The 25,228-nt window shown below is 36.5% G+C and carries 22 protein-coding genes; 13 read left to right on the top strand and 9 right to left on the bottom strand.

What is annotated here, in order from left to right; genetic code table 11:
- Positions 1 to 165: 165 nt before the first annotated feature.
- The 4 genes from cas2 to murD form a co-directional block, all read right to left on the bottom strand.
- Positions 166 to 495, bottom strand: a complete 330-nt coding sequence (gene cas2 / locus BBROOKSOX_RS01240; RefSeq protein WP_139659338.1) for a CRISPR-associated endonuclease Cas2 — start codon at positions 493 to 495, stop codon at positions 166 to 168.
- The gene (cas1, locus tag BBROOKSOX_RS01245) at positions 485 to 1,381 is read right to left on the bottom strand and encodes a type II CRISPR-associated endonuclease Cas1 (RefSeq protein WP_139659339.1); all 897 of its coding nucleotides are present in this window, start codon (positions 1,379 to 1,381) and stop codon (positions 485 to 487) included. The genes cas2 and cas1 overlap by 11 nt, the downstream gene beginning before the upstream one ends.
- Before the next feature lie 2 nt (positions 1,382 to 1,383).
- Complete coding sequence (cas9, locus tag BBROOKSOX_RS01250; protein WP_139659340.1) at positions 1,384 to 4,545, bottom strand: type II CRISPR RNA-guided endonuclease Cas9; 3,162 nt, start codon at positions 4,543 to 4,545, stop codon at positions 1,384 to 1,386.
- 247 nt (positions 4,546 to 4,792) lie between these two features.
- Positions 4,793 to 6,088, bottom strand: a complete 1,296-nt coding sequence (murD, locus tag BBROOKSOX_RS01255; protein ID WP_139659341.1) for a UDP-N-acetylmuramoyl-L-alanine--D-glutamate ligase — start codon at positions 6,086 to 6,088, stop codon at positions 4,793 to 4,795.
- 58 nt (positions 6,089 to 6,146) lie between these two features.
- Here murD and BBROOKSOX_RS01260 point away from each other — a divergent pair, with 58 nt between their 5' ends.
- The 11 genes from BBROOKSOX_RS01260 to BBROOKSOX_RS01310 all read left to right on the top strand — a co-directional run bounded on the left by BBROOKSOX_RS01260 (position 6,147) and on the right by BBROOKSOX_RS01310 (position 15,221).
- Positions 6,147 to 6,812 carry a Bax inhibitor-1 family protein gene (locus tag BBROOKSOX_RS01260; RefSeq protein ID WP_139659342.1) on the top strand — a complete coding sequence of 222 codons (666 nt, stop codon included), beginning with the start codon at positions 6,147 to 6,149 and terminating at the stop codon, positions 6,810 to 6,812.
- 27 nt (positions 6,813 to 6,839) lie between these two features.
- The gene (locus tag BBROOKSOX_RS01265) at positions 6,840 to 7,379 is read left to right on the top strand and encodes an RNA pyrophosphohydrolase (protein ID WP_139659343.1); all 540 of its coding nucleotides are present in this window, start codon (positions 6,840 to 6,842) and stop codon (positions 7,377 to 7,379) included.
- Positions 7,380 to 7,442: 63 nt separating this feature from the next.
- On the top strand, positions 7,443 to 8,720 hold the full coding sequence (locus tag BBROOKSOX_RS01270; protein WP_139659344.1) for a homoserine dehydrogenase: 1,278 nt from the start codon (positions 7,443 to 7,445) through the stop codon (positions 8,718 to 8,720).
- 12 nt (positions 8,721 to 8,732) lie between these two features.
- Positions 8,733 to 9,797 carry a threonine synthase gene (gene thrC / locus BBROOKSOX_RS01275; protein WP_139659375.1) on the top strand — a complete coding sequence of 355 codons (1,065 nt, stop codon included), beginning with the start codon at positions 8,733 to 8,735 and terminating at the stop codon, positions 9,795 to 9,797.
- Between the two features lie 4 nt (positions 9,798 to 9,801).
- Positions 9,802 to 11,178: an AAA family ATPase gene (locus BBROOKSOX_RS01280; protein ID WP_139659345.1), complete on the top strand. Its 1,377-nt coding sequence runs from the start codon at positions 9,802 to 9,804 to the stop codon at positions 11,176 to 11,178.
- Between the two features lies 1 nt (position 11,179).
- Positions 11,180 to 11,725, top strand: coding sequence for a hypothetical protein (locus BBROOKSOX_RS01285; protein ID WP_139659346.1), 546 nt, complete (start codon positions 11,180 to 11,182; stop codon positions 11,723 to 11,725).
- Positions 11,710 to 12,615, top strand: coding sequence for a cysteine synthase CysM (cysM, locus tag BBROOKSOX_RS01290; RefSeq protein WP_180323801.1), 906 nt, complete (start codon positions 11,710 to 11,712; stop codon positions 12,613 to 12,615). The genes BBROOKSOX_RS01285 and cysM overlap by 16 nt, the downstream gene beginning before the upstream one ends.
- Positions 12,616 to 12,629: 14 nt before the next feature.
- A complete protein-coding gene (locus tag BBROOKSOX_RS01295) occupies positions 12,630 to 12,926 on the top strand; it encodes a hypothetical protein (protein ID WP_139659347.1) in 297 nt (98 codons plus the stop codon).
- Between the two features lie 56 nt (positions 12,927 to 12,982).
- A complete protein-coding gene (locus tag BBROOKSOX_RS01300) occupies positions 12,983 to 13,402 on the top strand; it encodes a helix-turn-helix domain-containing protein (RefSeq protein WP_180323802.1) in 420 nt (139 codons plus the stop codon).
- A 3-nt stretch (positions 13,403 to 13,405) separates the two neighbouring features.
- The gene (locus tag BBROOKSOX_RS01305) at positions 13,406 to 13,858 is read left to right on the top strand and encodes a hypothetical protein (protein ID WP_139659349.1); all 453 of its coding nucleotides are present in this window, start codon (positions 13,406 to 13,408) and stop codon (positions 13,856 to 13,858) included.
- Between the two features lie 82 nt (positions 13,859 to 13,940).
- Positions 13,941 to 15,221, top strand: a complete 1,281-nt coding sequence (locus BBROOKSOX_RS01310) for a chloride channel protein (protein ID WP_139659350.1) — start codon at positions 13,941 to 13,943, stop codon at positions 15,219 to 15,221.
- On the opposite strand, the gene hemJ is transcribed toward BBROOKSOX_RS01310, so the two are convergent.
- Complete coding sequence (gene hemJ, locus BBROOKSOX_RS01315; RefSeq protein ID WP_139659351.1) at positions 15,208 to 15,630, bottom strand: protoporphyrinogen oxidase HemJ; 423 nt, start codon at positions 15,628 to 15,630, stop codon at positions 15,208 to 15,210. The two genes, BBROOKSOX_RS01310 and hemJ, sit on opposite strands and share 14 nt — an antisense overlap.
- Before the next feature lie 164 nt (positions 15,631 to 15,794).
- Between hemJ and BBROOKSOX_RS01320 the strand changes: the two genes are divergently transcribed.
- Positions 15,795 to 19,478, top strand: coding sequence for a DUF3683 domain-containing protein (locus tag BBROOKSOX_RS01320; protein ID WP_139659352.1), 3,684 nt, complete (start codon positions 15,795 to 15,797; stop codon positions 19,476 to 19,478).
- Between the two features lie 403 nt (positions 19,479 to 19,881).
- The gene (locus tag BBROOKSOX_RS01325; protein ID WP_139659353.1) at positions 19,882 to 20,655 is read left to right on the top strand and encodes an N-acetylmuramoyl-L-alanine amidase; all 774 of its coding nucleotides are present in this window, start codon (positions 19,882 to 19,884) and stop codon (positions 20,653 to 20,655) included.
- A gap of 474 nt (positions 20,656 to 21,129) precedes the next feature.
- Here BBROOKSOX_RS01325 and BBROOKSOX_RS01330 read toward each other — a convergent pair whose 3' ends face one another.
- From BBROOKSOX_RS01330 to nhaD, 4 genes are all read right to left on the bottom strand, one after another.
- Complete coding sequence (locus BBROOKSOX_RS01330) at positions 21,130 to 21,861, bottom strand: pseudouridine synthase (RefSeq protein ID WP_139659354.1); 732 nt, start codon at positions 21,859 to 21,861, stop codon at positions 21,130 to 21,132.
- Between the two features lie 205 nt (positions 21,862 to 22,066).
- A complete protein-coding gene (locus BBROOKSOX_RS01335) occupies positions 22,067 to 23,263 on the bottom strand; it encodes a tryptophan--tRNA ligase (RefSeq protein ID WP_139659355.1) in 1,197 nt (398 codons plus the stop codon).
- Positions 23,253 to 23,858 (bottom strand): type III pantothenate kinase, encoded by a 606-nt coding sequence (locus tag BBROOKSOX_RS01340; RefSeq protein WP_180323803.1) that lies wholly within the window; start codon positions 23,856 to 23,858, stop codon positions 23,253 to 23,255. Before BBROOKSOX_RS01340 ends, BBROOKSOX_RS01335 begins: the two co-directional genes overlap by 11 nt.
- The gene (gene nhaD, locus BBROOKSOX_RS01345; RefSeq protein WP_139659357.1) at positions 23,848 to 25,206 is read right to left on the bottom strand and encodes a sodium:proton antiporter NhaD; all 1,359 of its coding nucleotides are present in this window, start codon (positions 25,204 to 25,206) and stop codon (positions 23,848 to 23,850) included. The genes BBROOKSOX_RS01340 and nhaD overlap by 11 nt, the downstream gene beginning before the upstream one ends.
- Positions 25,207 to 25,228 lie beyond the last annotated feature (22 nt).

Genomic DNA, 25,228 nt, shown 5'->3' on the forward strand with positions numbered 1-25,228 from the left:
TTTTATTCGTTATAGACCCCTCCCTCTCTCTGGTCTGATATACTATCTCCCCATTGAGCAAGTGCTAGTTTTGTTATAGACCCCTCCCTCTCTCTGGTCTGATATACTCCAAAGCCATACAAACCTTATATATAAAGGCTTGCATGGCTTTGTAGTGTGTATTTTTCAAAATAACAACAACTGTTTTCCTGCATTTTTCTCCGTTTTTCTAACCGTTCCAAGCAATATTTCCATACGTGCATATTGTTTTTCGGTGACTTGCAACATTCGAATATTGCCCTTAGTTGGTAATATTGACCTTAGATATTTTAAATGGGACTCTACACTATCTAGTCCTTTACAGACCCTTGAATAAACTGAAAATTGCAACATAATAAATCCATCCTTTAAAAGATATCGCCTAAATACAGTGTAAACTTTTTTATCATATTTAGTTTTGGTAGGCAAGTCAAAAAATACAATTAATCGCATAAAGCGGTCATCTTTATTTAACATGTTGTGGTAACAATAAGAAATCAGAACTTCCACATTCGCTAGCTTTTAACAAACTAAAAATTAATTTCTGAATGGCATTCAACATAGTAGTTTTTTGGTTATCAAACGCAATCTGTTTATTTAAAATACTAACTAGCTCTATACGCACTTGTTGACTTAATTTGTTGCCACTATTGTTATAATCCTTGGTTAGTAAGTAAACCTCATAATCAACAAATGGTCTAAATGGTTCAATCAAATCATCAACTAAATTAAAGGCATTCAATTCATTTTTATGATGAAAACCAAATGCTGGAATAAATCCGCTAGCACTTACGCATCTAGCAATAACGCCACGAACAATACTGTATCCATAATCTAACGCTGAATTTCTAATATCATCCACATTGTTGCGCCTAAAATCTTCAAATAGAATGCGCCAATAAATAGTAGCAGCGTGCGCCTCACGATTGGTTTTATCTGCTGATTGCACTTTAGATGCAATTAAATTTAATTGCTTATTAGGCTGTTGAGTTATTTTTACCAGTGTTTGTTGTTGATTGTGTATTTTGGCTTTTACTAATTTTTGCCACGCTCTATTCTTAAAAGATTTAGACCAATTGTTTTGTAAAAAAGCATGTTTTGTCATTCTACTATGCTGATAAAAAGGTTGAAATACACCTATTGGCATATGCTTTTCATCTGAAAAAATAACGGCAATATTATAACTTGCGCAATGTGCCATAAAAACTGCAGTTAAAGTAACTTGTGGGTTCTCAATAACAACTGCAGAAACTTCGCTAATGACAACAATAACATCTTCTTCATCTAAACGCCTTAATAAAATATTATTATTCTTAATAGAAAGTTTACAAGGATTGCTAATTAAAATAGTTTGCCATGACATTATTATTTTTGTTGCTTTGATTTGTTTTTACGCATTTGCTTGATCAGTGGCAAGCGTTTTTCATTAATTACTTCTTGGTAATCGCCCAATATAGACACTTGATATTTTTTGATAGATTGTAAATCACTTTTTGTTGCAAGTAAAATATCTATAAAGCCTTTTTTGTTATCAGATTTTTTTCGCTCTATTTCTGCCTTATTATGTCGTTGATAAGCAATTTTCCCATCTGATTGAATATATTTAAAATAAGCCAACAAATCTCTACTTGGATTTTTTTTATTACCTTTAGTTTCAAACTTAATCAAATCATCTTTAAACAAAGAAAATAAAAACTTAGAGTCTTCATCTATTTCCTTACCCGATAAATCCAATTTTGGAAAATCATCTTTATAAAAATCTGCTGGATAAAATACTACAAATTGATATTTATTTTTTGCATTTTTAAACACGTCAACTCTTTGAATTACACCATTTTCTGCCACACCTTGATTAACGGAAAATTTATATTTTCCACCTATATTTTTTGATTTTATTGTAGCTTTATGTGCTGCTCCAGCTACTTTTCGTCTTGGTGCAAAAGAGACAAAAATATCGTTAATACTTTGATCTAAAGCATTTTTAAAATTAACAAAAGGCGGAGTGAATTTAACTAGTCTTTCATCAGTGGTTTGATATTTAAAATCTTCTCTTTTGGCGGAAATAGTTGACATTCTTTGCACTTCTCCTTGAGTTGAAAAAGCTAGAATAATTGCATCTTCAGCATGATGTAGATTATTATCTCTATTTTTTGCTTCAACGCCCCAGTTATAACGCAACTGGCTTGTCAATGCTCCATTCCTAGTTTTTACTTTTTGTTTGATTTCTGAATTTTCTAAGAATGCTAAATTTCGTTCAACAAAGTTTTTAATAAATTTAGAAGCATAAGCGGTATCATTTAAATTGCGTGCTAGAAAACCACTTTCTGGATTTTCAATATCATTATCGGTTAAATCATTGCCTCGTCTTTTAGGGAGGTTAGTGTTGAGTAATTTATTCCTCTTTGCCTGTTTAATATTAACAAAGCTGTTGATATAATTTTTATATTCTTGCCACTCACTATTATTTTTTTCGCCATTTGCCAAATATTCAAATGGTGTTTGATTGGTTTTATTTTGGTTTTCTACTTTCAAGCATAAAACTTTATTATTTAAACTGTTATCAAAAGTTCTACTCCATGGTAAGATATGGTCAATTTCAACATATCCATCCTCTAATAGCCTATCTATTTCAATAGATTGTCTAGAGTAAATGCATTTGCCGTGCTGTTGTTCGTAAAGTCTAAGCTTTAAAAGCTCCCTTCCTGTTCCTTCATAGACAAAAATCTCTAAAAATTGTGCTTTAATTGCTGCTTTTTCTTGTTGATATTCTTTTTGTCCTGTTACAATTTCAAACTTTCTTTTTTTAGAGTTTTTTAATTCTCTTGCCATTTCAATATGCATCACATCAAAACTACCATGTTTACGAATAACCGCATTTAGTACCTTTCTAAATTGAGAAAAAACACGCTTAATTGTTGGATTGGTAATTTGATAATTCTCCTCCTTGTTGAGTGGTCGTAGGTATTGCTGCGGATTAGTATTTTTAAAATGAGAGTGATGCTCATAGACCTCTTTAATAGCATTATGATATTTAAGCCCTTCTTCCTGATGAGGGATAATCTTATCAAGAGCCTGCACAGAAAGATTGTTAAACCCAGAAAAAGATATATTTAACAAACCATCAATCGCCTCATTTATAGCAATTTCGTCCAAGTCTAAATTTTTAAAAACTTGTTCTTCTAAATCTTGAGTCGCGCTTTTATCGTCTTTTTGATAGGTAATAATTTCTGCTATTTTGTTAAATTTAATCTTACTGGTAAACAATAAATCAAATACCTTTTGATTTAATTCTTTTTTGATGGAGTGATAACCATTTAATTTACCAAAAACAGTGTCCTCAACTTTAGTATCATATTTAACGCCCTTAAATTTTTGAGAATCTTGTAATGATAAAATACTGCGAATACTGCTATATTTATAGCGTTTAAATTTTTCTTTTTTATCGTCTAGCACTTGTTTTTCAAGTTTTTCTTTTTGCTCTGGCGTCAACCAATCCTCTAACTTGTAAAAATCAACTATTTTGGCTTTAATATTGGTTTTATATTCAAAATTTTGATGATAGTCTAATTGCTTAAATTCAAAATTACCCGATATTTCTAATTGTTTTCTTAAAGTGGCATACTTAACTTCTTTTGTTTTGTAAAAAATATCAAGCAATTTATCAAGTGCTGAAAACTCAAATAACCGCTTAATCTCACCAGTATTTTCATCAATTAAATCGGTGTTGTTTATTTTATTAAGTAAAACTGATTTCTCTGCCGAAAAACAATTTTTTGCACCTCTATATTTGCCTTGTTCAAAAGTGCATTTTCCTACTAAATCAGCTTTAAACTGTATTGGACGCTGAGTAAAGACAATCTGTTTATATTTTTGTTTTAATTCGTCGGTGGTAAATTGATTACCAAGCTCCGCTTGTTTTTCAAACAACACATCAATTTCCTCCCTTAAAAAAATACGAGATACTGACCAAGTATAATTGTCTTTTTTATTACGTCTAACTCTACCGCTACTCGGGTGTTTGGTTTCACTATATATCATTTCGCCAATGGTTTGATAGCCTCCTTGCTTCATCTTTTCTTGGTTTGTTTTAATGGCGGATAAAACTTTTTTCTTATCAGTGTTGCCACTTTCTTCTGCTTTTCGATTAGATTGGTAAGCTCGTCTTTTGGCAATATGATACAAAACTCTTGCCCATTCTTTATTATCAAGTTGCCTCTCTAAACCTTTTGCTCGTAGTTGCCAAATATCTAAACGCTTTTCACTATTAAACAAGTGCATAAATTCTGACTTTGAAAGTAATTTATTGCTAATAAATAATTTCTTTAATTGAATAAGTCGCTGTTTTTTACGATTTAAAGCTCTTCTACCACCTCTAAATTCTCGTCTAACGGAAGCAAGAGTTTTCCCATCTTTATTAGTAGACTGAGTAAAAATACGCACTCCAGAGTCAATAATTTCATTCTTCTTGTCATCAACCAATGCCCAGCCAACTGAAGCAATTCCTAAATCAACGCCTAATATTTTCATCTTTTACTCCGGTGCATAAAAAGTTGTTTATAATACACCTTTATAGTGTGTCAAACCAGAGAGAGGGAGGATTTACTATAATAAGGTTTCTAGGTTTCTTGATCCGATAGGCGCTAATATTTAATATTATCCTCAATAAGAAATCACCTTTTTAAAATATTTAGTCCTTCCTTAGAATTATAAATTAGGCTAAATAAAAAATATCAGGCTTGTCCTGATATTTTTTTATTTAAGATTCAAATTTTAATTATTTGACAATATCCTTAAATACATTTCCTCGCTGTTCAAAATCATCAAACATATCAAAACTCGCACAAGCTGGGGATAACAAAATTGCACCCTTGTCAATTAAGGTACTGGCAACATTAACCGCTGCTTCCATAGAGTTGGCATAGGTAACTTTTGCAGTGTGGATGTTGTTGCCTAGCTCTTTGGCGCTTTGCCCGATTAAAACAACATGGGGTATATGGTTATCAATCAATGCAAATAAAGCGTTGTAGTCTTCTTGCTTTTTGATACCACCTGCAATGAGTACAATGTTTTCGTATTGGTTTATTAATGCCTTGATTGCGGTTATAGTGGCTATGGCGTTGGTGGCTTTGGAGTCGTTGTAATAATCAATATTTTGCTTTTTTGTGACCCACTCTATGCGGTGTTCCAAGCCTTTAAAGGTTTTGATGGTTATCATCATTGAATCGGTGTTAAGCCCAATTTGCCTACCCAAAGCAAGTGCTGCTAATACATTGACTATATTGTGTTGTCCGATAAGTGGCAACTCATCTGCATCCATCAGTGCGTCATCGCCTTTTAGAATATAGCAACTACCATGACAGGTAACCGTGCCAAAATCACTGCCTTGCTTAGGCATATCCATACCAAAATATTTGGCATTGTCTAGCGTTGGGGTGAGTGGCTCATCTGCGTTAATAACTGGATGTTGGCAATATTGGTATAGACTCAGTTTGGATTTAATATAGTGTTCAAAACTGGGGTATCGGTCGAGGTGATCAGGGGTGATGTTGAGCACCACGCCAGTTAATAGTGTTAAATTTTGTGTGTAATCTAGTTGGTAACTAGACAACTCTAATACATAGTAATCAATTTTATCACTTAAACACTCTAATGCTGGCTTGCCGATATTGCCGCCAATAGCGACTCTGTTGCCATCATTGGCAATCATTTCACCGAGTAGTTGGGTAACGCTTGATTTGCCATTAGAGCCGGTAATGCCGATAATTGGGGCATTGGCATGGCGTGAAAATAACTCTATATCACTAATAACAGGGATGTTATTAACCCTAGCCAAAACCACAATAGCCTCGTTTTGAGCGATTCCAGGGCTAATAATAACCTCATCAATATTATTTAACAACTCGGGCTTCCAGTCGCCTAAAAATAAATTTTCTGTGTTAAATTGGCTTTTAAATGGCAATAAAAATGGGGGGGCGTTTCGATTATCCGCTATCCTAAAAGCAACCTGTTGTTTGGTTAAAAACCGTGCAATAGAAACACCTGTTTTTCCTAAGCCTAAAATCAGCTTCATCTTGGTTTTTTAGTATAAAATTAAATCATTTTACACGGTTAACAACAAAGGATAAATTATGAATACATTTGCAAATATGGCAACAATGAGAGTTGCCAAGGTTAAAAATAAAGTTTTGTCAGATACCATGAAATTATTATCATACACACTGGTGTTTGGTGGTTTGTCTTCTTGGTTTTCAATCTCTATTGGTGCAGGTTTTAGCTCGGCAATCGTGAGTTTAATTGCAGCAATTGCGGTCATTTGGTTTGTCTTACCAAGAACTCAAAATAGCAATATGGGGATTTTAACTGCATTTTCAGTTGCAGGCCTATTGGGCTATTCCCTTGGTCCGATGTTAACACATTACTTAGCAATGCCAAATGGCGCAAGTTTGGTCATGCAAGCACTCACTGGTACCGGCGTTTCCTTCTTTGCAATTAGCTTTTATGTACAAAATACCAAAAAAGATTTTAGTTTTCTCAATGGCATGATATTTTTTGCTATGGTTGGCATTATTGTTTTGTCTTTAGTTAATATATTTTTTATTGAATCTTCTTTTGTTGGCTTGGCCATTTCATTTGCTGTGGTATTAATCATGGGTGCATTTATGCTTTCACAAATGTCCGCTATTATTAATGGCGGAGAGACTAATTACATCTCAGCAACGGTTGGTCTATATTTAGCACTACACAATATGTTTACGAGTTTGCTGCATATTTTAGGTGCTTTTGGCGACGATTAGTCACTCAACAACAAACCACCCCTTCTTATGATTGATAAAGAAGGGTATCGTGCCAATATTGGTATCGTTATTACCAATGACAAAAAGCAGATACTCTTAGCCAAGCGCCACCAGCAGGATGCTTGGCAATTGCCACAAGGTGGCATTAACAAAGGTGAGAGTGAACTTGAGGCATTGTTTCGTGAATTAAATGAAGAAATTGGACTCTTACCTAAGCATGTGGATTTGGTTGCTAAAACACCAAAATGGTTGCGTTATGATTTACCAAAACAACACATAAGACACAGACAAAAACCACTTTGTATTGGGCAAAAGCAGATATGGTTTTTGCTAAAACTTACGGGTAAAGAGAATGATATCAAACTAGACACACACTCTGATGTTGAGTTTGACGATTGGCAATGGGTGGATTATTGGCACCCTATCGAAGCAGTCGTTGACTTCAAAAAGTCAATTTATGAAGACATGCTCAAATCTTTAGCCCCTGTGTTGTTTGACAATCAACATAAAGTGCCTGCACAATATTCCCGTTCACTTAAATGCGTGGCAATTACACTCAACAAATAATCTAATGCAGTGGTCTATTGGTATAATTCCAACCTTTGTTCATTCATAGATAGGACTAAACTTATGAATATAGGAATTTTAGGGCTGGGCACCGTTGGTGGTGGCGTGGTTAATGTCTTGGCAAAAAATCAAGCCGAAATTATGCGTCGCACGGGCGCACAAATACAAGTAACGCACGCTGCAGTTAGAGATATTAATCAATCTCGTATTTGCCCGACAAAAGGCATTCAGCTCACTCAATCGCCCCTTGACATCGTCAACAATAACTCAATTGATATTGTGCTCGAATTAATGGGTGGTACGACTTTGGCCAAAGAATTGGTAGAGACAGCCCTTAAAAATGGCAAGCATGTGATTACTGCCAATAAAGCCTTGATTGCCACACACGGCAATGAATTACTGGCTTTGGCAAAAGACCACAACGCGCATTTATTGTTCGAGGCGGCAGTGGCTGGTGGCATCCCAATCCTTAAAGCTTTAGAGCAAGGGATGAGTGCCAACCAAATTGAAATGGTCGCTGGTATTATCAACGGTACAGGCAACTTTATCCTGACTGAGATGCGTGATAAGGGTAGAGATTTTGCTGATGTGTTGAAAGAAGCACAGGAGTTAGGCTATGCGGAAGCTGACCCAACTTTTGATGTTGAAGGTATTGATGCAGCGCACAAATTAGCCATATTGTCCGCCATTGCTTTTGGTTGTGAATTGCAATTTGACAAAGTATCCACACAAGGCATTAGTCAAATCAGTGGTGAAGATGTGGCTTTTGCTACAGAGCTGGGTTATTCTATCAAACACTTAGGCATTGCCAAAAAACTCAACGGTAAAATTCAAATGCGTGTACATCCAACACTCATTCCAAAAACTCGCCTATTGGCAAATGTTGATGGGGTCATGAATGCCGTATTAGTCAAAGGCAATGCGGTGGGTCCAACGCTGTATTATGGTGCTGGGGCAGGCGATGAAGCCACTGCCAGTGCCGTGATTGCTGATTTGGTTGACATAATTAAAGGCTCGCTCAGTCGTGATGTTTTGGGTTGGCAGTCACTTGAAGCAACCCCCTATCAAAACCAAGATGATATTGAGAGCATTTTTTATCTACGCTTATTAGCCACTGACAAACCAGGCGTATTGGCAGATATTACCGCAATTTTTGCCAATCACCATATCAGTGTAGAAGCAGTCATACAAAAGCAAATTGATGCACAAGACAATGCGCATATTGCCATTATCACCAACCAAGTAAAAACCAAAGATATTAATGCAGCGGCAGCAGCAATCCAACAACATGATTCTATCCAAGAAGAGGTTAAAATCATTCATGTAGAAACACTCGATTAAAAGGACAATATGATGAGATATACCGGCTTAATTAACCATTATAAAGACAGACTACCTGTTGATGAAAACACAAACTTTATCAGCTTAGGTGAAGGCAACACACCACTAATTCGCTTAGAAAATATCCCCACCCTACTAGGCAAAAAAGTGGATATTTATGTGAAATACGAAGGCTTAAATCCAACCGGTTCATTTAAAGACCGCGGTATGACGATGGCAGTAACTAAGGCGGTAGAAGCAGGCTCAAAAGCCATTATTTGCGCCTCTACAGGCAATACCTCTGCCTCTGCTGCGGCTTATGCAGCGCGCGCTGGTATTAAAGCATTCGTACTCATTCCAGAAGGTAAGATTGCCTTAGGAAAATTGGCACAAGCCATGATTCATGGCGCTGTCATTATCCAAATCAAAGGTAATTTTGACGATGGCATGCGCTTGGTAAAAGAAGTGGCTGAGCATGCGCCCGTATCCATTGTAAATTCAATCAATCCGTTTCGTCTGCAAGGTCAAAAAACAGCGGCATTTGAGATTGTTGAAGAATTGGGCGATGCCCCTGATTACCACTGTTTACCTGTGGGCAATGCAGGTAATATTTCCGCCCACTGGATGGGCTACAAGGAATACCACCAAGATGGCAAGGCCGCCAAAACACCTGCCATGGTAGGTTATCAAGCAGAAGGTTCTGCGCCTTTTAAACAAGGGGCAATGGTGGACAATCCTGAAACCATTGCAACGGCTATTCGTATTGGTCATCCGCAAAGTTGGGATTTGGCTCATGAAGTTGAAAAAGAATCCAATGGCTGGTTTGACGCATTAAGTGATACCGATATTTTGAGCGCACAAAAACTATTAACTGAAAAAGAAGGTATTTTCTGTGAACCCGCCTCAGCCACCTCACTAGCAGGTGCGATGCGTGATATTAAAAGTGGCAAGATTCCTGAAGGCTCTACAATCGTTTGTACCTTAACAGGTCATGGCTTAAAAGACCCTGATACTGCGATTACACAATGCAAAGATACAATGATTAATATTAATCCTGTGATGGAAGAAGTTAAAAATGCAATTTTAGATAATATGTAATTTTATGAAAATTAAACTAAAAAATCTTGGGGCAATCAAACAAGCAGAATTTGAAATAGGTGATTTAACGATCATTTGTGGTAAAAACAACACGGGGAAAACTTACACAACCTATGCTTTATTTGGCTTTTTAGATTTAAAAAACGAATTTTTACGAATAACTGTTCCTGATGCCAGTGTTGAAGATTTATTGCGTGACGGCAGTACATCCATCGATTTAATGCATTACGCCACTCAAATTGATGATATTTTACAAATAGCATGCCAAGAATACAGCAAACAATTAGCAATCACTTTTGCCTCAGAAAAGAGTTTGTTTCAAACTTCTAAATTTAGCATTGAAATTGCTAAAAATCCACCTTTAGAAAAAGAATTTAAACAAACTATTGGTAGTGGAGAGGGTGAAATGTTTTCTTTAACCAAAGAAGAAAATAGTAATATCTTATTGATTTCCTTATTGAGCAAAGAGAAAATAACATTTCCACATCACATTATTAAAGATATTATTGCAAATTTTATTATTGAAATTTTATTTGATAATTTATTGCCGAATGTCTTTATTGCAAGTGCAGAACGAACAGGGGCGGCAATTTTTAAAGATGAGCTAGATTTTGCTCGCACTCGATTGTTAAAAGAAATGCATAAAAATAAAGACATTGACCCATTGGAATTATTGCTTAAAAATTATCATGATTATGCTCTTCCAGTTGAAAAAAATGTAGAATTTCAAAGAAAGTTGTCAAGTATATCTAAAAAAGACAGTTTTATCACAAAAGAACACCCAGAGATTCTAAAGAAATTTAATCGTATTCTTGGTGGTAAATACCAATTAGATAAAGACGACAATTTAAACTTTCATCCAGAAAAATCAAGGGTAAAACTAGAAATAGGAGAAAGCTCTAGTGCGGTGCGCTCATTGCTAGATCTTGGTTTTTACATGAAACATATTGCCAAACCTAATGATTTGTTAATTATAGATGAGCCAGAATTAAATTTACACCCTGAAAATCAACGCCTTATTACTCAGGTTTTAGCCAACTTGGTCAATATAGGTATCAAAGTATTTATCACAACCCACAGTGATTATATTATCAAGGAATTCAGCACTTTAATTATGCTTAACGCTGACTCTGAAAATGATTATTTAAAAACAATTGCCAGTCAAGAAGGTTATTGTTCTGATGACTTATTAAAAGCACAACAAGTTAAAATGTATGTCGCTAAAAAAGAATTAGTAAAATTAGATGGCAACAGCAAAAAAACCAAAAACAACACTCTAACCTCGGTAGAAATAGACGATAAATTGGGAATTGGAAACAGTGGTTTTGATGACACTATCGACAAAATGAATAAAATTCAACAAAGCATTATTTGGCAATAAAATGGATGATTTTGAATTATTGCAGCAATTATTTGGCGATAAATTAATTCAAGCAGAAGAAGGTGGATATGGAAGACCTCAATTAATTCTTCAAGAAGAGGATTGCTACTCTATCTGTATTAGAAATGTACCTGAGAATGTCGTTGCCATTAAAACAGATAGTTTTCCAGATTTAAGACACTTTTTCCACTGCTCTAGTAATGTGGGTCAATGTAAGCGCGCAGATTTTGTTGTTATTAGTAATGACAAAAAGTTAATTTTTATTGAACTTTCTACTACTAAAAAACAAACAAAAGAGGTTGAGCAACAATTACAAGGCGCACAATGTGTTATAGAATATTGTCGCAGTATTGGTGAAAAATTTTACCAATGCGATTCTTTTTTGAAGGACTATAATCCCTATTTTGTTAGTATTTATAACATCGGTGTTGATAAAAAAACCTCAACAAGTATATTAAATGAAGGAAATAATAATAGCCCCAACAATTTTCTTAAAATAAACGCACCGAATAACATACAATTTAAGCAACTATGTCACAAAAGATAATACACAAAACCATAGAGCAAACCATCGGCAACACACCACTGGTACGCCTACAGCGCCTTAATCCTAATCCATCTAATGTTATTTTGCTTAAGCTTGAGGGTAACAATCCTGCGGGTTCGGTAAAAGACCGCGCCGCATTGAATATGATTAGCCAAGCTGAGGTGCGCGGTGAAATTAGTGTCGGTGATACCTTGATTGAAGCTACCAGTGGCAATACAGGGATTGCTTTGGCAATGGTGGCAGCAATTAAAGACTATAAAATGATATTGATTATGCCTGAAAATCTCTCCCAAGAGCGTAGAGATGCGATGGTAGCATATGGTGCTGAGTTGATTTTGGTCAGCGAAGCAGCGGGGATGGAAGGTGCACGAGATTTAGCCGACACCATGGAAAAAGAAGGCAGGGGCAAGCAACTTGACCAATTCTCTAATAGAGATAATTCAGGTGCACATATCAACACCACTGCACAAGAAATATGGCAAGATACCAATGGCGAGGTTACGCATTTTGTCTCGGCTATGGGGACGACTGGCACGATTATGGGGGTGTCTGAAACCCTCAAAAAGCACAACCAAGCCATTCAAATTATTGGGGTGCAACCCGAAGACGGGGCAAAAATTGCAGGCATTCGTCGTTGGCCAAAGGCATATTTACCTAAAATATTTGATGCTGCTAAAGTTGATGCAATCATGGATGTCTCACAAACTGCCGCCGAACAAACCACCCGTGATTTGCCCACAAAAGAAGGTATTTTTGCTGGCGTATCGTCTGGAGGTGCCGTGTCTGCTGCTATTGAGCTGTCTAAGCAAGTGGATAATGCGGTGATTGTGACTATCGTTTGCGACCGAGGCGATCGCTATCTTTCTACCGGATTATTTAATAAAAATTAACTTATAAGTTAATTATGAAAAGAAATAAGGTAAAATTATTCGGTGATGGTGAAATAGAATTTTATATTGACGAGGAAAATAAAGACAACATAATAGACTTCTTAGATGAGAAAGGTATGGATAAGTTACGCCATATCTTTTCAAGAATATGTAATGGAAAACAACCACCAAAGGATGTCTATAGTCAAGAAAATTATGATAAAAATATTAAAGATGTAACCGCAATTAAATTTAAAGGAACAAGCTTTAACAATGCACGAATTTATTGCAAAGATTATGGTAAAAATAAACCAAGAATTATTGAAAAGTAAAAAACAAAAAAAACTTACATACAAAGAAAAGAGTTTAATAAAAAAGGTAAATGACTATGACTACTAAATATACCAACCAAGAGGCAATTGATTTTTTCCATGATATTTTCAATCCCACAGGCGATGCACTAATTGACACTAAAGCTTATGATTTGATGGGGCAATACTTAACCCAAATAGAGCAAGTACTAGACCAGCAATCAATGACGCAAAAAGACTTGGCAAATAAAATCGGCACATCTGCCAGTTATATTTCTCAGTTTTTTAATTTTAATAAATTAATTAATTTCAAAACATTGGCAAAAATAGAGCTGGCATTAGACATTAACTTTGAATTAAAACAACCTATTACAGATAGTGTGAGAAACGAGAATAATATTATTCCTGTAACAGAAAAAATTTCCATTAGTAATGAAGAATTTCCCGTTAGTAATGAAGAATTTCCCGTTAGTAATGTTGAATTGTATGCAGCATAAAATATGAAAACACAAAATTCACCCTTACAATGTCAAGCAAGTTTTTTAAACTCATTATCAGTTAAAGCATTTGTCCCTAAACAGGGTATTAAAGAATCTCTTTCAATGTCTGATTATGTAATAGATTTAAATTTTGATATTTTAGAAGACGCTAATGAGGCGAATGAATTTATGGTTCGCATTGAAATAGATATTAACAACAAAGGTAAAAAAATGCCTGGTTATGTTATTTCATTAAAAACAGACTATATATTTCAAATAACAGATATTGGGTTAGATGAAACTGCTATTAATAATTTAAAAACCCTATCAGCAATCTCAATCTCTATTGCCAAACTACGAGGGGATTTAGAGCGTATGACCCAATCATATCAATTTGGCATATACAACCTGCCTTCCATTGATATGAAAGATTTGCTTACAAAAAAAAACGCTTTAATTGATCCTAAAAAGTAAAACTCTTTTATAAACCTTGAATTAAAGCATTTTTTATACATATCTTCCATAAACATATATTTATGGAAAAGCATTTTTAATAATGAAAAGATACATTACCCACCAATTTCCCAATGAGTTAAAAACTTATGCGTTACTAACGCTTGCCAGTGTTTTAACAGTCGTGGCTGTTACTTTTTTCTTATCTGTTAGTGGATTTTCACAGCATGTTTTTAAAACTTTCATTGTTGAACATCCTATTTTAAATTTTATTATTACACCAATTACTTTTGTGGTGATTATTTATTTTGCCAAACAGTATTGTCACTTTGTGCAGGGTAGCGGTATTCCACAACTCATTGCCGCTACTGACTCTCGTAATAAATCTATTCGTGAGCAATTACTTTCTTTTAGGGTGGCAGCGGGAAAAATAGGTTTGATTTTTTTGGCGATGTTGGGGGGTGCACCCATTGGCATTGAAGGGCCTAGCATTCATATTGGTGGCTCAATTTTTTATGGCTTTAATCGTTTTATCAAACTCAATCGCAAGTTTTTAATTCATGCCCTGATTGCCATTGGTGGTAGCGCAGGACTGATTGTAGCGTTTAATGCACCTATTGCTGGTGTGTTGTTTGCTTATGAGGAAATCGGCAGAAACCTAAAAAAACAAGCTTTAATTCTTATTACAATTGTGAGTGCAATGGTTTATTTATTGGCCGTTATTTATCGCGGCAATACACCTTATTTAGGTGACCTATCTTCACATTCATTTGACTTAAGCTTAATTTGGCAACTATTGCCTTTGGTGATTGTCACAGGGATTTTGGGTGGTTTATTTTCTATGGCAACACTTTATTTGATTAAAAAATTTATTGCCCATACCAAAACCAAAGTTATTACTATTGCTTTGTTGCTGGGTGTTGTTGTTGCGATTTTTAATTATTTGTCTGCGGGGAAAATTGCAGGTTCTGGACACGCTGAAGTTTTGCAAATCCTTAATAACAAACCACTAGGCTTAGACTTTGTTGTGATGAAATACTTTGCCACACTCAGCTCATTTGTATCCACCATTCCAGGTGGCGTCTTTATGCCAAGTATTTCAATTGGTGCAGGGCTTGGCTCAGAAGCAGCTAATTTCTATACACAAATTGATACACAAGTTGTGATAATAATGGCAATGATTGGGTATTTAAGTGCGGTGATTAGAGCGCCACTTACTTCTACTTTTGTCGTTCTTGAAATGACGCTAAGCCTGCATTTGTTAATACCAGGATTAGTGGTTGCCTTTGTTGCTAGTTTTATCTCTAAACAAATCTATAAGCAACCTATCTATGAAGCATTGGCTGATAATTATCTTAAATTATCTAAATCTAAAAAGGCTTAACCACCACTAAAATAACAATTGCCACTAATATTAAGACTGGAAACTCGTTAAACCAACGATAGAAAATATGCGAATAGGTGTTTTTATCCGCTTTGAAAACTGACAATAAATACCCACAATAAAAATGATAAGCAATCAGTGGCATAACCAGTGCCAACTTAGCATGTAGCCAATATTGAGTGCTATAAACTACCCAGTTATCAATCACCATCCAAGCACCTAATATTGTTGCCAAAACAAAACTCGGCATCATAATACCGCGATAGAGTTTACGCTCCATCACTTTAAAACGCTCAATACTCACTTGGTCATCACTCATGGCATGATAAACAAAAAGGCGCGGCAAATAAAACAAAGCCGCAAACCAAGTAATCACACTAATAATATGAAAGGCTTTTATCCACAACATCAAACAACTCCGAACAAACAAACAATAACTATTATTATAGTAGAGACCTTTGCATAAATATGAATAATCACCTATTCGGCAAAACTTGTCATTTTGCTAATCATCTCTATTGATGCAAAAGTCTCTAGTAAAATAAATGCAGTTTAACAACCCTCTTTACAAACTTGCAACAATATCGCGAAATTCCTTACAACTATACTTCGTTCTCAGACAAGGAAATCGTGTGTCGATTTTTGGGTGATCAATCGTGGGAATTACTTGAACAACTACGAGAAAATCGCAACACAGGTCGCAGTGCAAGAATGTTGTTTGAAGTATTAGGCGATATGTGGGTAGTGAATCGCAACCCTTACTTGCAAGAAGACCTGATTAACAACAAAAAACGCTGGAAGGCACTTACCCAAGCACTGTATTCTCGTCTTAACCAAATTCGCCTGCGCGCTAATGGCAATAAAAAAGTATTGGAGTTATTAAATAGTGCTGATCAAGCCGTCGATGATTTTAAATCTTGTTTGCGTGAATTTAAAAACAACAAAACACGCATTAAAAAAGCACTACTCAAAGTCACCCACAATAATAATATTCGCTTTGATGCCCTATCACGCTCATCCCATGCCACCGATGCAACTGACTGGCGTGTTGAATATCCTGCGGTGGTTATCACCCCAGATACTGAGCTGGAAATTGCCAACATCATCAAAACTTGTATTAAATTAGGGCTCACAATCATCCCGCGTGGTGGTGGCACGGGCTATACAGGGGGTGCTATTCCTCTGAGTGCACAAACAGCTGTTATCAATACAGAAAAACTCAGTTTTATTGATACCGTCCAACATAACGATGGACTGTACAGTGTGAATGTCGGCGCAGGCGTGATTACCAAACGCGTTAGTGAGGTAGCAACGGCAAATAACTTAGTCTTTGCCGTTGATCCAACTTCGCAAGATGCTTGTACCATCGGTGGCAATGTGGCAATGAATGCCGGTGGCAAAAAAGCCTTAAAATGGGGAACCACAATTGATAATCTTTTGTCTTGGAAGATGGTCATGCCTGATGGTAATTGGTTACAGGTGGAGCGCCTTAATCATAATCAAGATAAGATTCAATTGCTCAAGGAAGTGAGTTTTGAAATTCATCATTTAAAGAGAGATGCCAGTACGCCCATAAAATCTGAAATACTCACTATTAACGCTAAAGACATGCGTAAAAGTGGCTTAGGCAAAGATGTTACCAATAAATTTTTAGATGGATTGCCCGGTATTCAAAAAGAAGGCTGTGATGGCTTTATTACTTCCGCACAGTTCATTTTGCACCAACCACTTGCACATATTAACACACTATGTTTGGAGTTTTTTGGTTATGACTTAGACCGTGCAGTTTCTGCCATTGTTGCCATTAAAGACAGCGTAGATGGCTCTAAAGATGTTGATTTAATTGGCATGGAGCATCTTGATAGTCGCTATATCAAAGCAGTCAATTACACCACAAAAGCCACTCGTTCAGAATTACCAAAAATGATTTTACTACTTGATATTAGTGCAAACCAGCAAGATTCATTAGAATCACAAATTGAAAAAATCATCACGCTAACACAAGACAGAGATGGGGAGTGTTTTGTTGCACGCTCAGCAGAAAAACGCCAAATTTTTTGGAAAGACCGTGCCAATACTGCAGCGATTGCCGCTCATACCAACGCTTTTAAAATTAATGAAGATGTGGTTATTCCTCTGGACAAATTAGGGGATTATTCTCATGGCATTGAGCGCATTAACATTCGTTTATCGATTGAGAACAAACTTGCCACATTAGGTGCAATTAAAGATTATTTTCACAGCATTGATGCAAACACCAGTCTTGTTAAAGACAAAATCAATCATACTCTGTCACTGCTTGATAGGGTTGAAAGCGCATGGCAAGATGCACTAACAAGCCTTGAACAAGAAGCTGGATTTAAAGCACTACAAACCAGTGAGCGTGTGATCTCTTATGTTGCTGACTTCTCTCAGCCTTTGAATGATCTATTAATGGGTGATGTATTTACTCAGATTCGTGAAAAAGTCAAAACAATACATAATGAATATCGTGAAGTTCGTCTATTCGTAGCCACGCATATGCACGCTGGCGATGGCAATGTACATACCAACATCCCCGTGCACTCACACAACACACAAATGCTAGAATCCGCTGAAAAAGTGGTGGATGAAATTATGATTTTAGCACAGCAACTTGGTGGTGTAATTTCAGGTGAGCACGGTATTGGGTTGACTAAATATCAATACCTATCCGACAAATTCAAGCAAGACTTTTTCAAATACAAAAACCACATTGACCCTAACGGACATTTCAACAAGGGCAAGCTGATGCCAGGTGGTAATCTCAACAATGCCTTTACCCCTTCTTTGCGCTTAGTTGAGCAAGAAGCCTTGATTCTAGAAAGCAGTGGTATTGGTGAAATTAATGATATGGTGAAGTCGTGCTTGCGTTGTGGCAAGTGCAAAAATGTTTGTGCCACCCATGTTCCAGAAGCCAATTTACTCTATTCACCGCGTGATAAAATTATTGGCACCAATCTTATTTCAGAGGCCTTCCTTTACGAAGAGCAAACGCGTCGTGGTGTGTCTATTGAGCATTTTAATGAATTAAACGATGTGGCAGACCATTGCACTATTTGTCATCGTTGCGAAAAACCTTGTCCAGTCAATATTGATTTTGGCGATGTTTCCATTAAGATGAAAAATATCCTAGTCAAACAAAAACAAAGACACACCAATATCGCCTCTAAAGCGTCTATTGCTTATCTTAATATGAGCCAGCCGTGGAAGATTAATATTACCAAAAAGCTACTCATTGATTTTAGCTATAAAGCACAAAATATCGCTTCAAAATTAAGTCGCTCATTCTTAAAAAAACAACCTGATAAAACCGTTGGCAGCCCAAGCGTTTTCACAGAATTGGTTACCATTTTAGATAAGCCCCTGCCGAGCGACACATCAATGGCGCCATTAAGAAGTCTGCTTAATATTAATGATGCAGGCAGTGTTCCGATTTTAGCGCACCCTGAAAAATCAAATGCCGACTCCCCCAGTGTATTCTATTTCCCTGGTTGTGGCTCGGAGCGATTGTATTCCAATATTGGTTTAGCCACCATCGCCCTACTCTATCATCAAGGGGTCAAAGTTGTCTTGCCACCCAGTTATTTGTGCTGTGGCTATCCACAAAAATCTGGTGGATACGAGCAAAAGGCCAATGCCATGGCAACTGATAATCGTGTTTTGTTTCATCGTATGGCAAACACACTTAATTATCTTGATATTAAGCATGTACTAACTTCTTGTGGCACCTGTATTGACCAACTGATGACTTATGAATTGGGTGATATTTTTAAAGATGCCAGCCTTACTGATATCCACGAATATTTACTAGAAAACAAGGTGACGCTTGATAGCTCAGATGAGCAATATCTTTATCATGCCCCTTGCCATGACCCAATCAAATCAAATGATTCCGCAACTGTTATTGCTAAAATTATGAATTCAGAAGTGATTAGTAATGATCGTTGCTGTGGTGAGGCTGGTACTTTTGCAGTGGCTCGCCCCGATATTGCCAAGCAAGTAAAATTTCGCAAAGAAGCCGAAATAAAAAAAGATTTAGCCACGCTACAACCAACCAACCAACCAACCAAAATACTCACCACCTGCCCTGCTTGTCGGCAAGGTTTATCGCGTTATAGTGATTCAACAGGTGTTGAGGCAATTTATCCAATAGAGTTAATGGCCGAGCAACAGTTAGGTAAAAATTGGCAAAAAGACTTTATTAAATCTGTTCAGATTGAAAAAGTTTTGCTTTAATTTTTGGTTGCTACATCAACCCAAGCATGGTGTCAGATGGACTAGGCAGTGCAATAGGATGGTGTGTTTCTCCACTAAGTTTGACCATACTTGCGTCTTGAATTTCAAGCATTGCTAATCTGTAGTTGAGTAAAAAAAAGGGGGCTCCTTGGATTTACACCATAAGGGCAACACTTAATAAGTCAGTCTCAGGATATTAACCATTTTTTAATCCCATTCATTTAAAATAATTTTAAATTTTATATCAATAATTTTTTCTATATAATTTGTATTTTATGCATTTTATATTTGGAAAAAATCAAATATAAAATGCATAAAGTATTTGTGATTTTTTTAATGCAGGAATAGATTGGCACATCAACCTATTTTTTCTCAATTTAACAACTGTCTTGGAGACTAAGTTATGTCTAAAAACCATACAACTGAATCTGATATTTTACCGATTAATACAGATTTTCCTATCAACAATAAGTACAAATCCATCAATTTTAATTCTAGGATACGACAAATTATCATTCATTACACGGCTGAGGATACGCAAAAATCTTTTGATACTTTACTAGGAAAAGACAAAAACAAGGTAAGTGCTCATTACATAATCAATAATGCGCTTACTGAAAAATATCCAGATTTTATCTACCAAATTGTCTCAGATTCTAAGCGTAGTTGGCATGCAGGTGTTAGCACATGGGGTAATGACTCTGATTTAAATAACTCATCAATTGGGATTGAAATTGTTAATTTAGATGGCAATGTAGACGCCTATCCAGAAGAACAATTTCAAGCCATTGTGTTTTTAGTTAAGAAACTTAAGCAACTTTACAAAGTTAAAGATGTTGATATTATTGGTCATTCTGATATAGCACCCAGTAGAAAAGTAGATCCGGGGAAGTTATTCCCATGGGAAAGGCTTGCCAAAAGTGGTGCCTCTGCTTGGTATGATGAATCTGATGTTGAGTATTTTCGCTCAACCCTTGAAACCGCACCTAATGACGAAATAGGCAAAGAAAAGTTAATTGAATATGGCTATCATATAGACAAACATATCAAAGATCTTAAGCAATATAAATTTGTTGTCGCCGCCTTTCAAAGGCATTTTAGACCAAGTGGCGTAGACAGTATTATGGATGTAGAGACCTATGCAATTTTATTGGCGTTATTGAAAAAATATCGATAATTTACGCACTCCCCTTGAAAATACCTTAAAAAAAAGGCTGTGCACTACAAAGGTCTCTGTCTACACAACTGTTGATTTTTTCACTCTTTAGGTTCAAGTTGATGTGCGAGAAGATCAAGTTTATTCGCTTTCTTAGCGAGTACTTTGGCTCTTTTGTCAAGAAGATGCCAAATATGAACTTCATGATCATACAAAGCAACTGAAAAAGGCTTTACAATATCGAAAATTATAGCATTAGACTTAAGTCTCTTAAAAATAAGTCATTTCACTGTCGTTGACAGAATCTGTGGTGGCTTTATTTATATTACCCCAAAACCTCTGACAATTTTTTAAATGAAAGTGTTGCAGTTATGGGTTGAATTCACCTTAATTTAATTTGGCTTATTCAAAATAAGAAATTTTAGATTGTTGTTTGGAATTGTTGAGGTTGTATATTATTCAAAATAAAAGTTATCTTAAATTAATGGAAGTGCCCTAGCCTTTCAAATTGACCGCATCTAATAACAATTTTACTTGCCCGGGTTTAAGCGTGTCAACTTGGTTTGCTCTAAGATTATCTGGCAGACGAATTTCACCAAAACGAATACGAATTAAACGAGATACTTTAAAGCCTAATGATTCCCATAGGCGACGCACTTCACGCTTGCGTCCTTCTTTCAGAACCACTTTATACCAACGATTTGCCCCTTGTCCACCACCAACAGAGACACGGGAAAATTTGGCAAAGCCGTCGTCTAATTCAATACCATCTGTTAATTGTCGCAAGTCCTCTTGTTCGACTTTTCCCAATACTCTAACGGCGTATTCTCTATCAATTTCAGAGCTTGGGTGCATGAGTTTATTGGCTAAATTGCCATTATTGGTGAATAACAACAAGCCTGAGGTGTTTAAATCTAGTCGCCCTACCATGACCCAGCGTGATTCTTTAGGTAATAAATCAAAAACACTCTTACGCCCTTCCTCATCTTTGTTAGAGCAGATAACCCCTGCTTGTTTGTTCAGAATAATAACTTTGGTTTCTTCCTCTTGATAACGCGCAAGGTCAATTTTTCGCCCATCAATCTTAACGGTGTCTGTTATTTGCGCCTTATCGCCAATACTGGCAGTTTTGTTGTTAACTTCGATGCGTCCTTGCTCAATCAATCTCTCCGCCCAACGGCGTGAGCCATAACCGGCTGTGGCAATCAATTTTTGTAGTCTATCCATTGAGAATCTTGGTAAATTTTTCAAATTCTATATATATAATAACTAAAACAGCCACTATTAAAGTGGCTGTTTGTATAATTTGAAAAATGATTGAATCACTCCAGTCCATTTGAGCCTTCTTTTAAAATAATCATTATTTTGTCCTTGTGTTTTTTTATCAATCGTTAACTGTTTGAAGATTATAACATAATTAACTAATTATTGATTAATAGATGATACCCATAGCTTCACGAACTTCTGCCATTGTCTCTTTAGCCACATTACGCGCTCTTTGCGAGCCGTCGTGAATGATTTGCTTAATGTGGCTTGGATCAGCTTGATATTTAGCAATGCGCTCTTGCATAGGTAGTAATTCTGCTTGAACACTCTCAATGACCGGTTGCTTGCATTCAACGCAGCCCATTTTTGCGTGTACACAGCCATCTTTTACCCAATCGCAGGTTTGTTCATCCGAATACACTTTGTGCAATTGCCAAACTGGGCATTTTTCTGGATCGCCTGCATCGGTGAGTTTAACGCGCGCTGGGTCAGTTGGCATACGCTTAATCTTGACTTCAATCTCATCTGCACTGTCACGCAAAGAAATAGTATTACCATAAGATTTGCTCATTTTTTGCCCATCTAAGCCTGGCATTTTTGACGCTTTTGTGAGTAGAGATTCTGGCTCGGGCAAAATGATCCTACCTACACCTTCAATATAACCCAGCAATCTTTCTCTATCACCTAAAGTAATATTTTGTTGCTCTTTTAGCATTGCTTGCGCTTTGATTAACGCTTCATCATCACCCGTTTCTTGATAAGCCTTACGCAATGCACGATAAGATTTGGCTTGTTTTTTACCCATTTTAGTAATAGCAGTTTCGGCTTTTTCTTCAAAATCAGCCTCTCGTCCATACACATAATTAAAACGCCTTGCCACTTCGCGCGTCAGTTCAATATGTGCCACTTGGTCTTCGCCTACAGGCACTAAGCCTGCTTTGTATATCAAAATATCTGCGCTTTGCAACAACGGATAACCCAAGAAACCATAGGTGCCTAAATCTCTGGTTTTTAATTTTTCTTGCTGATCCTTATAGGATGGTACGCGCTCCAACCAAGGCAAGGGTGTAATCATTGATAAGAGCAAATGTAATTCTGCATGCTCTGGCACTTTTGATTGCACAAAAATGGTTGAAGTATTTGGATTAATGCCTGCTGCTAACCAGTCAACCACCATCTCGATGACATTAGACTCAAGGTCAATTTTGTCAGAATAATGGGTCGTAAACGCATGCCAATCAGCAACAAAAAAATAAGAATCGTACTCATTTTGTAATGCTAACCAGTTTTTTAAAACGCCATGATAATGCCCTAAATGCAGTTGCCCTGTTGGCCTCATTCCTGATAAAACTCTATTTTCCATTTATTATTTCCAATCCTGTTATTACTAAATTTTGATGATATTCTGCTTGCTTAATATCCACTATTACTTGCCCACCGCCCGTGATTAAAATCTTGCCATTAAATGCATCACAATGCTTTTCAATGGTATCACGCAACATATTTTTTGTTCCCATTCGCCATGATTTTTGACTGTCATCACCCACAAAAGTTTTACACTTTTGTAATTGCTCAAGCCCTGGTGCAATGCCCTCATCAATATGTCGCTTACTGCGCACAATATCAAGAGTGACAAAAGTACCAATATCCACCAACATAAAATCTTGTTCTGGATATTTATCATACCCTGCCACAAGCCCCAAAAAACGATCAACCCCTAATTGTTCCAAACTATAATCAAAAACCAAGTCTTTGTAAGGTTTGGGTTTGATAATTATTGGTTTGGAAAAATGCTGAATCAGTTCGTGGTTAGCAACACAGGCGATGGTGCTAATCTGGTGTTGTGGTATAGCGCTGACTTGGAAATCTTTAATATCAACACGACTATAACAATCACCAGTTTTCCAACTGATACTGCTATTACCAATATCTACTAATAAGTTAATTTTAGATGCCATTAACAAGGATGTGTGCATAAATACTTGCACCATACCCCAGTGCAATAACTGGCGTCCACTTTAAATGAGAGACAAAGGTATAAAGACCTTTTGACTGCCCCATCAGTGCCACACCTGCAGCAGAGCCCACTGAAAGCAAGCTACCACCCACACCCGCAGTCAATGTTACTAATAACCACTGATTTAAACCCATATCAGGATTCATCGTTAACACCGCAAACATCACTGGGATATTATCAACAACTGCCGATAAAACACCGACCAAAATATTGGCATAAGTTGCTCCTAAAGAAGCATACATTAGCTCTGAAGTGAGTGCCAAATATCCCATAAAACCTAAGCCACCAACACTGATAATTACCCCAAAAAAGAACAATAATGTATCCCACTCAGCAAGTGAAATTTTGTTAAATATATCAAAACCACCATCCTGCGTTTTTCTTTCCTTTCTACGAACAAAGAAGGACATGACCATCAAATAACCCAATCCTGTCATCATCCCCATTGCTGGCGGTAAATGCAAGAAGTTGTAAAAACCCACTGCGGTAAAAATAGTCAACATAAACAAAATAACAATCGTCAAACCACCCGTTTTAATCTTAACTGTCTGATTGTCGCTGGTTGCCACCTGGTTTTTAATGAAAAAATGCATAATCGCCGCTGGCACCAAAAAGTTAATTAAAGATGGGATAAATAAATTAAAGAATTGGGAGAATCCTACCACCCCTTTTTGCCAAACCATTAGTGTGGTAATATCGCCAAACGGACTAAACGCACCACCCGCATTGGCTGCCACCACGATATTAATAAATGCCAACGAAACAAACCGAGGATTGCCCTTGCCAACCGCCATGACCACCGCACCCATAATCAATGCCGTGGTTAAATTATCTGCAATCGGTGAGATAAAAAATGCCAAAAATCCTGTGAGCCAAAACAACTGGCGAAATGTCAAACCCTTATTCGTCAACCAAACTTTCAACGCCTCAAATACATTGCGCTCACGCATCGCCTCAATATAAGTCATTGCCACCAATAAGAATAAGAATAACTCCGAATATTCTAACATATTGTGCTTAAGTGCTACTTCGGCGCTATGCGGCAAACCGTGCTGGGCATAAGTCCAACCAATCAACCCCCAGATAATACCTGCCACTAAAATAACAGGCTTGGACTTCCTAAAAAGGGTAAATTCCTCCACCATGACAAAAATATACGCCAATACAAACAACGCCAAAGCAATGTAACCCACCCAATGGTTAGTTAAATCTAAAGTGGTTAATGAATCGGTAGTTGCAAAAGCAGGAGAAGTCAGCAACAAGAATGCCAAAATTTTAATAAATTTCATGTTTATATAGAGATTTTTATAG

This window comes from bacterium endosymbiont of Bathymodiolus sp. 5 South (assembly GCF_900128535.1).
Lineage (GTDB): Bacteria > Pseudomonadota > Gammaproteobacteria > PS1 > Pseudothioglobaceae > Thiodubiliella.